Origin of the sequence: Methylobacterium tarhaniae, assembly GCF_001043955.1 — a bacterium.
Classification (GTDB): domain Bacteria; phylum Pseudomonadota; class Alphaproteobacteria; order Rhizobiales; family Beijerinckiaceae; genus Methylobacterium; species Methylobacterium tarhaniae.
In genome coordinates, this window is the sequence record NZ_LABZ01000037.1 from 53,714 (window position 1) to 67,474 (window position 13,761).

15 protein-coding genes are annotated in these 13,761 nt (G+C 71.3%); 11 read left to right on the plus strand and 4 right to left on the minus strand.

The window, feature by feature from the left end:
- The first annotated feature begins 11 nt into the window (after window positions 1–11).
- From VQ03_RS06715 to VQ03_RS06730, 4 genes are all read left to right on the plus strand, one after another.
- Window positions 12–512 carry a chemotaxis protein CheW gene (locus VQ03_RS06715; protein ID WP_048450102.1) on the plus strand — a complete coding sequence of 167 codons (501 nt, stop codon included), beginning with the start codon at window positions 12–14 and terminating at the stop codon, window positions 510–512.
- 16 nt (window positions 513–528) lie between these two features.
- Window positions 529–894 (plus strand): response regulator, encoded by a 366-nt coding sequence (locus VQ03_RS06720; RefSeq protein WP_048450103.1) that lies wholly within the window; start codon window positions 529–531, stop codon window positions 892–894.
- A gap of 156 nt (window positions 895–1,050) precedes the next feature.
- On the plus strand, window positions 1,051–2,253 hold the full coding sequence (locus tag VQ03_RS06725; protein ID WP_048450104.1) for a protein-glutamate methylesterase/protein-glutamine glutaminase: 1,203 nt from the start codon (window positions 1,051–1,053) through the stop codon (window positions 2,251–2,253).
- 40 nt (window positions 2,254–2,293) lie between these two features.
- The gene (locus VQ03_RS06730; protein WP_083467817.1) at window positions 2,294–3,217 is read left to right on the plus strand and encodes a CheR family methyltransferase; all 924 of its coding nucleotides are present in this window, start codon (window positions 2,294–2,296) and stop codon (window positions 3,215–3,217) included.
- Between the two features lie 608 nt (window positions 3,218–3,825).
- Here the strand turns inward: VQ03_RS06730 and ctrA are convergent.
- Window positions 3,826–4,527, minus strand: a complete 702-nt coding sequence (ctrA, locus tag VQ03_RS06735) for a response regulator transcription factor CtrA (RefSeq protein WP_048450105.1) — start codon at window positions 4,525–4,527, stop codon at window positions 3,826–3,828.
- A gap of 433 nt (window positions 4,528–4,960) precedes the next feature.
- Here ctrA and fliI point away from each other — a divergent pair, with 433 nt between their 5' ends.
- Both fliI and fliJ read left to right on the plus strand, forming a co-directional pair.
- Window positions 4,961–6,301 (plus strand): flagellar protein export ATPase FliI, encoded by a 1,341-nt coding sequence (fliI, locus tag VQ03_RS06740; protein WP_048450106.1) that lies wholly within the window; start codon window positions 4,961–4,963, stop codon window positions 6,299–6,301.
- A 92-nt stretch (window positions 6,302–6,393) separates the two neighbouring features.
- The gene (gene fliJ, locus VQ03_RS06745) at window positions 6,394–6,801 is read left to right on the plus strand and encodes a flagellar export protein FliJ (protein WP_048450107.1); all 408 of its coding nucleotides are present in this window, start codon (window positions 6,394–6,396) and stop codon (window positions 6,799–6,801) included.
- Between the two features lie 160 nt (window positions 6,802–6,961).
- Here fliJ and VQ03_RS06750 read toward each other — a convergent pair whose 3' ends face one another.
- Window positions 6,962–7,582 (minus strand): GNAT family N-acetyltransferase, encoded by a 621-nt coding sequence (locus tag VQ03_RS06750; protein ID WP_245291991.1) that lies wholly within the window; start codon window positions 7,580–7,582, stop codon window positions 6,962–6,964.
- A 183-nt stretch (window positions 7,583–7,765) separates the two neighbouring features.
- On the opposite strand from VQ03_RS06750, the gene VQ03_RS06755 reads away from it, so the two are divergent.
- The 5 genes from VQ03_RS06755 (at window position 7,766) to VQ03_RS32780 (ending at window position 12,400) form a co-directional block, all read left to right on the plus strand.
- Window positions 7,766–8,653, plus strand: coding sequence for an alpha/beta hydrolase (locus tag VQ03_RS06755; protein WP_048450108.1), 888 nt, complete (start codon window positions 7,766–7,768; stop codon window positions 8,651–8,653).
- A gap of 140 nt (window positions 8,654–8,793) precedes the next feature.
- Window positions 8,794–9,843 carry a lysylphosphatidylglycerol synthase domain-containing protein gene (locus VQ03_RS06760; RefSeq protein WP_048450109.1) on the plus strand — a complete coding sequence of 350 codons (1,050 nt, stop codon included), beginning with the start codon at window positions 8,794–8,796 and terminating at the stop codon, window positions 9,841–9,843.
- Window positions 9,840–10,685, plus strand: a complete 846-nt coding sequence (locus VQ03_RS06765) for a class I SAM-dependent methyltransferase (RefSeq protein WP_048450110.1) — start codon at window positions 9,840–9,842, stop codon at window positions 10,683–10,685. Before VQ03_RS06760 ends, VQ03_RS06765 begins: the two co-directional genes overlap by 4 nt.
- A 410-nt stretch (window positions 10,686–11,095) precedes the next feature.
- Window positions 11,096–11,992, plus strand: coding sequence for an ATP-grasp domain-containing protein (locus VQ03_RS06770; protein ID WP_157063983.1), 897 nt, complete (start codon window positions 11,096–11,098; stop codon window positions 11,990–11,992).
- A gap of 72 nt (window positions 11,993–12,064) precedes the next feature.
- Window positions 12,065–12,400, plus strand: coding sequence for a hypothetical protein (locus tag VQ03_RS32780; protein ID WP_157063984.1), 336 nt, complete (start codon window positions 12,065–12,067; stop codon window positions 12,398–12,400).
- Here VQ03_RS32780 and VQ03_RS06775 read toward each other — a convergent pair.
- Together VQ03_RS06775 and VQ03_RS30890 are read right to left on the minus strand one after the other, a co-directional pair.
- Window positions 12,393–12,647, minus strand: a complete 255-nt coding sequence (locus VQ03_RS06775; protein ID WP_048450112.1) for a hypothetical protein — start codon at window positions 12,645–12,647, stop codon at window positions 12,393–12,395. The genes VQ03_RS32780 and VQ03_RS06775 overlap by 8 nt on opposite strands.
- Window positions 12,648–12,743: 96 nt before the next feature.
- Window positions 12,744–13,646, minus strand: a complete 903-nt coding sequence (locus VQ03_RS30890) for a phasin family protein (RefSeq protein WP_053078433.1) — start codon at window positions 13,644–13,646, stop codon at window positions 12,744–12,746.
- Between the last annotated feature and the right edge of the window lie 115 nt (window positions 13,647–13,761).

Sequence of the window (13,761 nt, forward strand, 5' to 3'; positions counted from 1 at the left end):
GAGTCCCGCCCATGATGGCCGCCAACACCAACACCGCCGGCACCTCTGCGCCGTCCACCGGCGAGACCACCGACTACGTGACCGTGCTCCTCGGCGACGAGCTGTTCGGCCTGCCGATCGACCGCGTGCACGACGTCTTCATCGCCACCAACCTGACCGACGTCCCGCTGGCGCCGCCGGAGATCAAGGGCCTGCTCAACCTGCGCGGCCGGGTGGTCACGGCGCTGTGCCTGCGCCGCCGCCTCGGCCTGCCCGACCGCACCGGCGACGGCCGCAACATGGCGGTGGGCCTGGAGCATGGCGGCGAGGCCTACGGGCTGCTCGTCGACCAGGTCGGCGAGGTGATGAAGCTCGCGACCGACACCTACGAGCCGAACCCGGTCCACCTCGACAATCGCTGGCGGGCGGTCTCGCGCGGGGTGCACCGCCTCGACGGCCGCCTGCTGATCATCCTCGACGTCGAGGCGGTCCTCGCCTTCGGCGACGAGCGCCAAGCGGCCAGCGCGGCGTGAGCCTAAGGACCGCTGGATGAGAACCTTCCTGATCGTCGACGACTCGGCGGTGATCCGCAAGGTGGCCCGCCGGATCATCGAGGGCCTCGGCTTCCGGGTGGCGGAGGCCGAGGACGGCCGCCAGGCGGTCGAGCAGTGCCGGTCGGCGATGCCGGACGCCATCCTGCTCGACTGGAACATGCCCCACATGGACGGCTACGACTTCCTGCGGGCCCTGCGGCGGCTACCGGAGGGCAGCCATCCCAAGGTGCTGTTCTGCACCATCGAGAACGACGTCGCGTCGATCGCCCGGGCCCTGCATGCCGGCGCCGACGAGTACATCATGAAGCCCTTCGACAAGGACATCATGACCGCCAAGCTGCAGGCGGTCGGTCTCGCCTGAGACCGACCGCGCCGTCGACCTCGCCTGAGGCCGACGGCACCGTGGGCCTCGCCCGAGGTCCGCCGCGCCATCGATCCGACGCCCCGAGACGTCCCGGCTTTGTACCGGGGCCCGATTCCCCTGGCCCGCCCCGCGGCGCGCCGACCGAGATACGCCATGGCCGCATCCGCCGCGCCCTCCATCCCATCCCCGAGCGCCGGTCCGCGCATCCGCGTCCTCGTCGCCGACGATTCCGTCGTGGTGCGCGGGCTGGTCTCGCGCTGGCTCGAAGAGGCCGGCTGCGAGATCGTCGGAACCGCCGCGAACGGCCGCATCGCGCTCGACGCCCTCGACCGGGTGCAGCCCGACATCGTGCTCCTCGACATCGAGATGCCGGAGCTCGACGGCACCCAGGCGCTGCCCAAGATGCTGGCCAAGCGCCCCGGGCTCCAGGTCGTGATGATGTCGACCCTGACCCAGCGCAATGCGGAGATCTCGCTCCGCTGCCTGGCGCTCGGCGCCATCGACTACCTGCCCAAGCCCGAGGGCAACCGCGGGGTCACCACCCAGGCAAGCTTCCGCGAGGACCTGGTCCAGAAGATCAGGATGCTCGGGGCCGACCTGCGCAACCGGCCGCGGGCGCGCCCGATCGGGCTCCCCGAGCGGCCCGGCCCGGCCGGCCTGCCGGAGCGCCCGGCCGCGGCCGCTGCGCCAGCCCCGGCACCGCGCCCGGCCGCCGCCCCGGTGAGCGTGCGCCCGCGCCCGCTGCGCACCGCACCGCCGCGCTGCCTGCTCGTCGGCGCCTCGACCGGCGGCCCCCGCGCGGTGGGGGAGGTGCTCGAAGGCATCGGTGCCGCGACCCTGCGGCGCCTGCCGATCCTGATCGTCCAGCACATGCCGCCGGTCTTCACCGCCGTCTTCGCCGAGCATCTCGGCGCCCGGATCGGCCTGCCGGCGGCCGAGGCCAAGCACGGCGAGCCGGTGCGCCCCGGCATCGTCTACGTCGCCCCGGGCGGGCGCCATATGGGCCTCTCGGGCACCGCGACGGAGGCCGTGATCCAGCTCAACGACGGCCCGCCGGTCAATTTCTGCCGGCCTGCGGTGGACGTGATGTTCCGCGACGCGGCCGAGGTCTATGGTGCGGCCACCCTGTCGGTGGTGCTCACCGGCATGGGCTCGGACGGCACCAAGGGCGCCAAGGCCCTGGTCGAGGCCGGCGGCACCATGCTCGCCCAGGACGAGGCGAGCTCGACCGTCTGGGGCATGCCCGGCAGCCTGGTACGGGCCGGCTATGCCCACGAGATCCTGCCGCTCTCAGCGATCGGCCCGGCCCTGCGCACCGCCATCGGCGGCCCGAATGCCGGCCTGAGCGGTCACTGATGCGCGCCCTGCCACGGATCCCGGGGAGGATGCCGCGTCGATGACCGAGACCGAGTTCGATTTCCTCCGCCTCTACCTCAAGCAGCGCTCCGGCCTCGCCCTGACGGCGGAGAAGCGCTACCTGGTCGAGAGCCGCCTGTCGCCGGTCTGCCGGCGCTTCAACCTCGCCGGGCTCACCGAGCTGATCGGCTGCCTGCGGCTCGCCCGCGACAGCGCGATCGAGCGTGCCGTGGTCGAGGCGATGACCACCAACGAGACCTTCTTCTTCCGCGACCGCACGCCGTTCGACCTCTTCCGCGACGTGCTGCTGCCCGGGGCGCTGGCGGCGCGGGCGAACCAGCGCCGCCTGCGGATCTGGTGCGCCGCCGCCTCGACCGGCCAGGAGCCGTACTCGCTGGCGATGCTGCTGGCGGAAGCCGCGCCGCGGCTCGCCGGCTGGCGGATCGAGATCGTCGCCACCGATCTCTCGACCGAGGTGCTGGAGAAGGCCAAGCTCGGCCTCTACAACCAGTTCGAGGTCCAGCGCGGCCTGCCCGTCCAGCTGATGCTCAAGCACTTCACCCAGGTGGGCGAGCAGTGGCGCATCGCGGAAGCCTTGCGCCAGATGGTCGATTTCCGGCCGCTCAACCTGCTGCAGCCGTTCGAGCAGCTCGGCACCTTCGACATCGTCTATTGCCGCAACGTGCTGATCTACTTCGACACGGTGACCAAAGCCGACGTGCTGCGCCGCATCGCCGACCAGCTCGCCCCGGACGGCGCGGTGCTGCTCGGCGCCGCCGAGACGGTGATCGGCATCACCGAGTCGCTGATGCCGGACCCCGAGCATCGTGGCCTCTACCGCCACGCCAAGGCGGGCGCGAACCCGGCCTTGACGACACCGGGCTTCGCGGCGCCGAGCACCGGGACGCCCGCAACCCCGGCCGCCGCCGCGTCGGTGGCCGGCCTGCGATGGGCCACGCGCTGAGGCCCTGAGCCGACGATCGTACCGAGCCCCGCTCGGCCGGCCGTCCCGGGCTTACCGTCCGGGGCATGCCCCGTCCGAGCGGCGGCGAAGCTGCGCGCCGTTCCCCGGGTTGCACAGCCCCGCGCAAGGCGGGCGAGGGAGGATGCTGCCGGTCCCGGGCTGCGCCCCGGTGCTCGGGACCCCTGACATCCCGCCAAGCTCAGCGCCCGCCTGATCCGCGTCGACCCGGTCGACGTCGTTCCAGCCGTTCCGTGGCTGCCGGGCGACGCCTGGGCCCGTAGGAGCCCGGCACCGGGCGACGCGGCATGCCTGCATCCTCGGCGCCGGGTTCGAGCCCGACGGGCGGATCGGACAGTCGCGCGAGACCGGCCGTGCCCGATCCCACTCGGACGCCCCGCCGCTGGTCCCGGCATTACGGCCCTTGCGAGCCTCGGCCTCGGCCATCCCGAGAGCCGGGTAGAATCCGGGCCGCCGAGCGCCCCGCCACGATCCCGGGGACCACAATCACCGCCAAGCCGGCTCGACCAATCCTCGGTCACGGCCGCCAACGAAAAAACCCCGCCGAAGCGGGGTTCTTTCGTCCGTCCGGACCCGAGAGGGGCCGGTCGTCAGACCGCGATGCGGTCCTCGTCCTCGGTCGGCTCGCGCAGCACGTAGCCGCGGCCCCAGACCGTCTCGATGTAGTTCTTGCCCTGGCTGGCATTCGCGAGCTTCTTGCGGAGCTTGCAGATGAACACGTCGATGATCTTCAGCTCGGGCTCGTCCATGCCGCCGTAGAGATGGTTCAGGAACATCTCCTTGGTCAGCGTGGTGCCCTTGCGCAGGCTGAGGAGCTCCAGCATCTGGTACTCCTTGCCGGTGAGGTGCACCCGGGCGCCCGACACCTCGACGGTCTTCTGGTCGAGGTTCACGATCAAGTCGCCGGTGGTGATCACCGACTGCGCGTGGCCCTTCGACCGGCGCACGATCGCGTGGATTCTCGCGACCAGTTCATCTTTGTGGAAAGGTTTGGTGAGGTAATCATCGGCTCCGAAGCCGAGGCCCTTCACCTTGTCCTCGATCCCGGCCATGCCGGAGAGGATCAGGATCGGGGTCTTGACCTTCGCCACCCGCAGCGAACGCAGAACCTCGTAGCCCGACATGTCGGGCAGGTTCAGGTCGAGCAGGATGATGTCGTAGTCGTACAGCTTGCCGAGATCGACACCCTCCTCGCCGAGGTCGGTCGTGTAGGTGTTGAAGTTCTCGGACTTGAGCATCAGCTCGATGCTCTGCGCCGTCGCGCTATCGTCCTCGATCAGAAGTACCCGCATCTCAGGTCCCCAAGCCCTGGCCCTCAAGGGTTAAGGCAAGCCCCCGCCGCCCGTCTCCCACCGGCCCGTGGGGGACGCCCGTTATCTTCCGAACCGCGACGCTATGCCCGAACGGTTAACAAACCCTGCTCCGGTCCCGCAAGCGGTTAGAAAACCGCCTTCGGGCCGGCCCCTTGCGGGTTGGCCTTCCGTTCCGGCCGAATCGCAGTAGCATACCTGCATCCCGCCCGTGCCGCGCCTGCCTAAATGACTCGCATCATTGAGGCCTGCCCGAGATGTTGCGCCCGCGCCACGCCCCCGGAGAACCTCCGGGAACCCGCCGCGGATCCCATCTGCCTCAGTGTTAAGGAGAGGGGTAAATGGATCGTTGATGGAATCCGGCAATGGCAGCTTCACGGTTCGGGAAACCACCGCGTATCAACAGGATGCTGCCGTGACCGGGGCAGGGCGCTTCGAGGCCGCCCGGGCCGCGCTCGCCGGCGTGGAGGAGGTCGAGACCTTCGGCCGGGTCGTGGCGGTGCGCGGCCTCCTGATCGAGGTCGCCGGCCCGGTGGCGGCGATGCGCCTCGGCGGCCGCCTCGACGTGGTGGTGAACGAGGCCGCCGGCACCGCCGTCCCGTGCGAGATCATCGGCTTCTCCGGCCCCCACGCGCTGGCGATGCCGTTCGGCTCGCTCCAGGGGGTGCGCCGGGGTTGCCCGGCCCGGGTGCGGGCGGAGGGGGCGGGCGCGATCCGCCCGAGCCGGGCCTGGCTCGGCCGGGTCGTCGACGCGCTGGGCCGCCCGATCGACGGCCTGGGCCCGCTGCCGCCCGGGCCCGTCCCGTACGGCCTCCAGGCCGATCCGCCCTCCGCCCATGCCAGGCGCCGGGTCGGCCCGCCGCTCGACCTCGGGGTGCGCTGCATCAACACCTTCCTGACGATGTGCGCCGGCCAGCGCATGGGCATCTTCGCCGGGTCCGGCGTCGGCAAGTCGGTGCTCCTGTCGATGCTGGCGCGCTACACCGCCGCCGACGTCGCGGTGATCGGCCTCGTCGGCGAGCGCGGCCGCGAGGTGCAGGAATTCCTCCAGGACGATCTCGGGCCGGAGGGCCTCGCCCGCTCGGTGGTGGTGGTGGCGACCTCCGACGAGCCGGCGCTCATGCGCCGCAACGCCGCCTACGTCACCTTCGCGCTCGCCGAGTACTTTCGCGACCAGGGCGCGCAGGTGCTGTGCATGGTCGATTCGATCACCCGCTTCGCCATGGCCCAGCGCGACATCGGGCTCGCCGCCGGCGAGCCGCCGACCGCCAAGGGCTACACGCCCACCGTCTTCTCCGAGTTGCCGCGCCTCCTCGAACGGGCCGGGCCGGGGACCGGGGAGGGGGCGATCACCGGCCTGTTCACCGTGCTGGTCGAGGGCGACGACCACAACGAGCCCGTCGCCGACGCGGTGCGGGGCATCCTCGACGGGCACATCGTGATGGAGCGCGCCATCGCCGAGCGCGGGCGCTACCCGGCGATCAACGTCCTGCGCTCGGTCTCGCGCACCATGCCGCGCTCCTGCGACCCGGCCTATCTGCCGGTGGTGCGCCGCGCCCGCCGGGTGCTCTCGACCTATGCCGACATGGAGGAGCTGATTCGCCTCGGCGCCTACCGCCCCGGCAGCTCGCCGGAGGTCGACGAGGCGATCGGCCTGATGCCGGATCTGGAGGCTTTTCTGGGGCAGGGTAAGGAAGAAGCAACCTCCATCCGCGAGGGTTACGAACGCCTCGCCGCGATCGTCGGCGAGCCGTGAGGGCCGGTCGCGCGGCCCGCCGACGCGGCCGCGTGACGGCGCGTGGCGGGCTCTGAGCTCGGCCGCAAGCCGCTGGCGGGAGTGGAGTAACAATGAAGTCGCGGGACACGCTCATCCGGCTGCGCCGTTTCCAGGCCGACGAGAAGCGCCGCAAAGTCGCGCAAATCGAAGCGATGATCGCCGATTTCGCGCGTATGGCCGCCGATCTCGACCGTGAGATCGGCCAGGAGGAGCAGCGGGCCGGGATCTCCGATCCGGCCCATTTCGCCTACCCGACCTACGCCCGCGCCGCGGCGCAACGCCGCGACAACATCCGCCGCTCGGTCGAGGACCTCGACGTCCAGCTCGCCGCGGCCAAGGCGGCCCTCGCCGAAGCCTTCGAGGAGCTGAAGAAGGTCGAGATCCTCGACGACCGCGAGCGGTCGGGCGAGCGCGCCGCCGAGAATGCCCGCGACCAGGCCAGCATGGACGCGATCGGCCTCGGCCGCGCCCGCGCCTGACGAGTCGTATCCACGGCCCAGGACGCCGACGCATCGATATCGATCGACGAGGCCGTCGACCCATCTCGACTCGTCGGTGCCGGGACCGGAGGTCCGGGACCTCGGGCCTGGCGACCATTCCAGAATGGAACCAAGGGCCGTCGTCGTCCGACCGTCGGCATCACTCTCCCAGGAGCGGGATCTGCCCGGCCGCGTCGCGGGGCATGTCCCCGGCGAGCCGCGGATCCGGCGTGACCTCGATCGCCCGGGCGTAAGGCCGGAAGCCCGAGCGCCGGTAGAAATCGACCGCACCCGGATGATCGAAGGTGCAGGTATGCACCCAGAACCGCCGGATCGGGCGCGCGAAGGCCCGGCGCAGGGCCTCGTCCATCAGACGCCGCCCGCGGCCCCGCCCGACCGCCTCCGGCACGAGGCCGAAATAGCCGAGCTCCACCTCGCCCGGCTGCCGCCGGTCGAGCTCGAGGAGGCCGATGTCGCGCCCGTCCTCGGTGAGAGCCAGCGCCTCGACCTCCGGATCGCCCAGGATGGCCAGGAGCGCGTCGTCGCTCATCCGCGCGCGGCCGAACCACAGCCAGGACGTCCCGATGGCGGCGTAGAGCGCCCGGTAGCGGGCGATGTCCGTCCCGATGGCGGCGAGCGGCAGAGGCTCCGTGTCCCGCGGCCGCGGGGGAGGGGGCTCCCGCATCTCCAGGTAGGTCACCACGGCGGCGACGTGGGTCGGCGGGATCGGGGTGTAGCCGTCGAGGCACAGGCGCGGTTCGTCGGTCGGGTGATCGCTCACGGTGGCTTCGTCTCCTCGCGGACAGGCGGGCCGGGAGGGGGCCGACCCGTTTCCCCTCTGTCAAGCTTTCCCGTGCGACGCTGCCGCGATGCGGGATCTCCGCCGTTCGGACGACTGGGCGGACGGGGCGTGGCCGTTAGATTCCCCGCGTGACCCGCCAGACCGTTCGAGAGGCACGACCCCATGCATGACGCCCACGCGCGGGACCGGCGCCGCTTCACCGTCGTCACCGAGCCCCGCGCCCAGGTGTCGCGCCGCATGATCGAGCGCCGCGACGGCCCGGCCCTCGAATGGATCGAGGCGGAGCCCGCCGGCGAGCCTCGCGGCGCGCCGCTCCTGTTCGTGCACGGCGCCTTCGGGGGGGCCTGGATGTTCGAGGAGATCTTCCTGCCCCACCTCGCCCGGCGCGGCCGCCGCGCCGCGGCGGTGAGCCTGCGCGGACACGGCCGCAGCGAGGGCGGGCGCGACCTGCGCGCCGCCTCGCTGAGCGATTACCTCGCCGACGTGGCTTTGGCCCTGGCCCAGTGGGGCGAGCCGCCGGTCCTGGTCGGGCACTCGCTCGGCGGGCTCCTGGCCCAGCGCATCCTCGGCCGGGTGCCGCTGCGCGCCCTGGTGCTCATGGCTTCCCTGCCGCCCGAAGGCCTCGGCGTCGTCGGCCCGCGCATCGCGATGACCGATGCGGGCTTCTGGGTCGAGGCCCTGGCGGGCTCGCTGCTGCCCGGCCGTGAGCCGGCGGTGGCGCTGGCCCGGCACTGGCTGTTCTCGGAAGGCCTGCCGCTGGAGCGGGCGCAAGCCTACGCCGCCCGGATGTCGGCGGAGAGCCCGGTGGCGCTCGCCGAGGCCCATTGGCCTTCCCTGCCGCTCTCGGCGGCCTTCGCGGGCGTGCCGGCCCTGGTGCTCGGCGGTGCCGACGACCGCATGATCTGGCCGGCGACGACGTGGCGCACGGCCCTCTATCACGGCGCCGAGCACCGCACCGTGCCGGGCATCGCCCACTTCCTCCAGCTCGACCTCGGCTCGGAGGGCGTCACCCGCCTGCTCCTCGACTGGCTCGACGCCCGCGGCGCCTGAAGCCGGCTCCGTCCCCCCGACCGGCACGAAAGCGTCACGATCCCGTGAAAGGACGGGCCCGCCGGCGCGGGGCCGTCCTTGCGGTCGCCCGCAGGGTCAGGCAGAAGCGCGCGCGAGATTGGGGACACGACGGGACCGCGATGAAGAAGATCAAAGAGTTCATCTGGCCGGTCATCGGCCTCGGGGCCGTCGTCGTGTCGGTCTACCTGCTGTGGCACCTGCTGAAGGGCCTGTCCTTCGCCGACGTGAAGGCGAGCTTGGCGGCGATCCCGCCGCACCGCTACGCCCTCGCCGTGGCCTCGACCCTGGTCGCCTACGGCGCGCTCGCCTGGTACGACCGGATCGCGCTGCTGCATCTGGGCGTGAAGGGCATCTCCTGGCTCTTCGTCTCGGTCTGCTCCTTCACCACCTACGCGCTGTCGCACAATATCGGCGCCTCGGTGTTCTCCGGCGCCGTGGTGCGCTACCGCGCCTACACCTCCAAGGGCCTCACCGCGCCGCAGGTCGCGGTGCTGGTGGCTTTGTGCTCCTTCACCTTCGGCCTCGGCACCGCCTTCCTCGGCGGCCTGGTGCTGGTGCTCGAGCCCGAGCTGCTGCAGCGCGTGGCGAGCCTCCTGCCGCCGGTGCTCGCGAGCCCGACCACCGCCCGCCTCGTCGGCTTCGGCCTGCTCGGCTTCGTCGCCCTCTACGTCGTCGGCTCGATCCTGCACTTCCGGCCGCTGCACGTCCGCTCGTTCAAGATCGAGTATCCGCGCCCCAATATCATGGGCCGCCAGCTGATCGCCGCTCCGCTCGAGCTCCTGGGCGCCGCCGGCATCATCTACTTCGCCCTGCCGGAAGCCGGGAACCCGGGCTTCCTCGTCGTGCTGGCGGTGTTCCTCGCCTCGTTCTCGGTGGCGCTGGTCTCCAACGCGCCCGGCGGCATCGGGGTGTTCGAGCTCGTCTTCATCACGGCGATGCCGGACCTGCCGAAGACCGACGTGCTCGCCGCCGTGCTGATCTTCCGCCTGTTCTACCTGCTCATCCCCTTCGCCCTGGCGATCGGCGTGGTGCTGCTGTTCGAGCGCGGCCGCCTGGCCGACGCCCTGCGGGGCAAGGCGCAGAGCCCCGGCAACGTGCCGCCGCCGCCCGTCGACGGCCCCGGCATCACCCCGAACCTCACCGACGTGAAGGTGCGCAAGGCGGTATGAACCGGGCTCGCCTGCGCCGCGCCGGGCTCGGTCTCAGCACCCTGCTCGGCATCCGGCCGGGCGGCTTCCTGATCCCGTACCGGCATGCCGGTTCGGCACGGGCGGAGGGCTACCCGGCCCTCCGCCCGATCTTTTCCGCCGCCGAGCCCGAGTTCCGGGCGGTCCTGGCGGCGATCGAGGCGCATGCCGCGGGGCTCGACCGTATCCTGGCCGGCGGCCCCGGCCTCGTCGGCGAGCGGCCGGCGCGCTTCACCCAGGACTGGTTCCCGCGCCTCGACGCGGCCGCCGCCTACGCCCTGGTGCGACGCGAGCGGCCCCGCCGCATCGTCGAGATCGGCTCGGGCCACTCGACCCGCTTCCTCGCCCAGGCCGTCCGCGATGGCGGGCTCGCGACCGCGATCACCTGCATCGACCCGGCGCCCCGCGCGCCCTTGTCAGGCCTCGGCCTGCACCACGAGGCGCGGCTGTTCGGGCCCGAAGACGCGGAGCGGGCGGCCACTCTCGAACCCGGCGACGCGCTGTTCATCGATTCGAGCCACGTCGCGATGCCGGGCACCGACGTCGACCGGCTGCTCCTCGACGTGATGCCGCGCCTGAAGCCCGGCGTGCTGGTGCACCTGCACGACATCTTCCTGCCCGACGCCTATCCGCCGGATTGGGCGTGGCGCGGCTATAACGAGCAGCTCCTTGTCGGCGCGCTGCTCCAGGGTAGCGGCTACACCCCGCTCTTCGCCAGCCACTACGTCGCGTCCTGCTCCGGCTGGCCGCCGGCCGGCATCCTGGCGCGCCTGCCCCTGCTGCCTGAGGCCCGCGAGAGCAGCCTGTGGCTGCGCAAGCGCTGAGCGTCGCGCGACCCGTCCCCCCGGTGCGGGGCAGGGTCGAAAACCCGAGATCCGAAAATCGGCCGCACGACGCACGTGGCGCCTGCCGCAATCCCGGCCGCACTCCCAGGTGGGATTCTCGCCGGTATGAATTTCAGCCTATCGGATGAAAGATCCGGCAGAGTCAGTCAGATCTTGATGTTGCATGAGTTGGATCTTCGGTTGCGCGACATTGGACAGGGCGGAGAGGTGATGATAACCGAACGGGCTCGCACCCGTCTTCCCTGCGGGAGCATGGTCGCGCTTGCTGCACCTCACGACAGTCGCGCTGCGCCGCCGCGAGAGCGGGCTCTGACGACGACCGGGAGTTCGGCGAGGAGCGCTCACGCGCGAAATCCCTTGACGCCCACCTCGATCAATTCGGAAGCACGATGGCAGGCGCCGTAGCAGTCACGATCTTCGGTCATCACACTGAAGGATGGATGCGCGCGCTGGAGCCGGCCTCTCCCGTTTGGTCGCGCGTCCCGAACGTGCGGAGCGTGCGGGTCCTTCATCCCCAGCGCGACTTCGGACGCCTCATGCCGGACAGCACCGGCGGATCCCCGGTTCTCATCCCCCTCCTCGTCCCGCATATCCGGGACAGGCCGCGAGGCTACGTCACCGCCTGCCCGAGCCTGAAGGCCCTGGCGGTGCTCGGCGACAAAGGCCGATTCTCGAGGTTCGTGACTCGCCACGGCCTGGCAGAAGCATGCCCCGTCACTTACGACACGATCGAGGCCGCCGTGTTTCCCGTGATCGCGAAGCCCGTCGGCGGCGGCTCCGGTTGCGGCATCGCTCTGCTGCGCAACATGAAACAATATGAATTATTTATAGATACCTATCTCTGGAAGCAAAATAAATATATTCTCCAAGAATTTATTGATCAAGACGACGATTACTGCCTCTACATGTTTTGCTCGAGAGGCAAGATTGTATGGCATCAGGCCTTTCGATACCCGCTCACGTCCGATTGGCGGATCCGCGGGATCGTCACAGCCATGGGTGAGGTCTGCACTATTGGGAGTCGACAGATCGCTCAAATCGCCAAATTCATGGAAATACTCAACTATACAGGTCCGTGCAACGCCGATTTCAAGGTATTGCCGGATGGCTCGATCCGCATCCTGGAATTCAATCCGCGCCTCGGTGGCACATTGATGGTGCCGGAGGGAATCGATTTCCTGGCGGAGAACTTGCGGCTGGCGATCACCCACGGGGTAATGGAGCCCCGTCTGAGCATTCGCAAGAATGCACCGCCAGCCAATGAGGAACGATTAACCCTGGATTGAACGACCGGCGACGAGCCGCTTGCCATCGGCCGGCCGAACCGGCTCTCGTCTGACTGGCGACGGGGGCGAGTGATGCGGGCAGTTCTTGTCATCGGGATCGCGGCCATCGCCGCGGCGGGCCAGGCCGAGGCCGGAGGCGGGCGCGACGCCCCTGGCCTGGCGAAGCCCGATCGCGTGGCGGTCGCGCCTGCCGCGGATGCTCCAGTGACCGACGCCGAAGCCCGGCCTGAGATCCGGACCTCGTCGGCCGCTCAGGACGCTCCCGAACCGATGATGACCGGGAGCACCACGCCGGCGGCGCCGCGCGGTGCGGTTCCCGGAGCGGCCAAGCCCGTACCGGCCGCGGCAAAACCCTGGTGCACCGGCCGCATCTTCGGAACCGGTGTGGGCTTCTGCGCGCTCAACTGAGCGGGGCCGACAGCCGCTCGACGTTGTTGCGCACGTGCTCCCGGTAGCGATCGATCACGGCCTCGGGCGTGCCGCCCGCCAGGAGGGTGCCGGTGGCCTCGAGGGCCGCGCCGATCTTCTCGCTGACCATCCGCTGCGCCTCGACCTGCCCGGCGAGCCCGCCCCAGGCGAGCTTGACCATCCGCAGCTCGATGACCTTTTGGGACTCCATGGCGAGCATTGCCGTCGCGTACCAAGCGTCGAACATCCCGGTCTCCTTTTGCGTGTGCGATGGACGGTTCCGAGGCGGCGGACCCCGGGGTTGGGCGGCCGGCACCGATGAGGATGCCGGCCGGGAGCGAGGTCAGGCGGCGCGGGCCCGGGGCGGCACGAAGGCCGGCAGGCGTCCCATCCGCTTCGCGAGGTCGCTCCAGCACGCGAAGGCGGCGTCGAGGGCCCGCGTCACCTCGGCGGCCTGAAGCTGCGCGAGGTCGCCCGGCGAGCGGACCGTCAGCGCGGCCTTCCAGAATGCCAGGGCCGCCTGGCTCTCGCCCTGCAGGAAGGCCACCACCCGGCCGTTGATCTCGATGAAGCCCTGCATGGCAGCGAGCGGGATGTCCTCCCGGCCCGTCGGGTCGGGCTGCTCCGGCGCCGGGAGGGAGGCCTCGGGAGCCTCGTCGGCGGCGGCCGCCGGGATGGCGGCTTCGGCCGGGGTGTCAGCGGCGGTGGCGGCTTCGGCTGCCGGCGGCTCCTCGGCGACCGCCTCTTGAACGACCGGCTCGCCGGCGATCGGCTCGTCGGTCGAGGACGGCTCGGTCGAGGCGTCCTCGGTCTCAGCCGTCTCCGTCGCGGCAACCGGCGGCTCGGCCGGCGGCTCGGCCGGCTCCTGGGCCGGCTCCTCGATCACGGGCGCCTGCTCCGTCTCGGCGGTATCCGTCGGCGCGACCTCGGCCTCGACGGCCGTCGCGGTGACGGGCTGCTCGGCCTCGCCCTCTTGCGGCACGACCGGAGTCTCGGAGGCCTCGGCCAGGACCGGCGCGGCCGCAGGGGACTCGGCCGCCAGCAGCGCAGCCGGAGAGGTCTCGGTCAGAAGCGGCGCAGCCGCGGCGATCTCGAACACGTCCGGCGCGGCGGTGATCGCCTCGGCGGGCGCCGTCCCGCCGGACATCGTCTCGCTGGATTTGGCGGGGCCATCGGTCCGCGCTGCCGTCCGGACGGCGGGGCGACGGGGCGGCTTGCGGGTCTTGTCGATGCGGCGGATGGTCATGGCTCGGCCTCCTCGAAGTAGCGGGCGGCGCGTCCCTGGCGCGTCACCCGGCGGGCGACCGCCCTCACCCGATGCGGGGGCGGACGCGCGGAGCCGGAGCGCCGGCAGGCTCGCC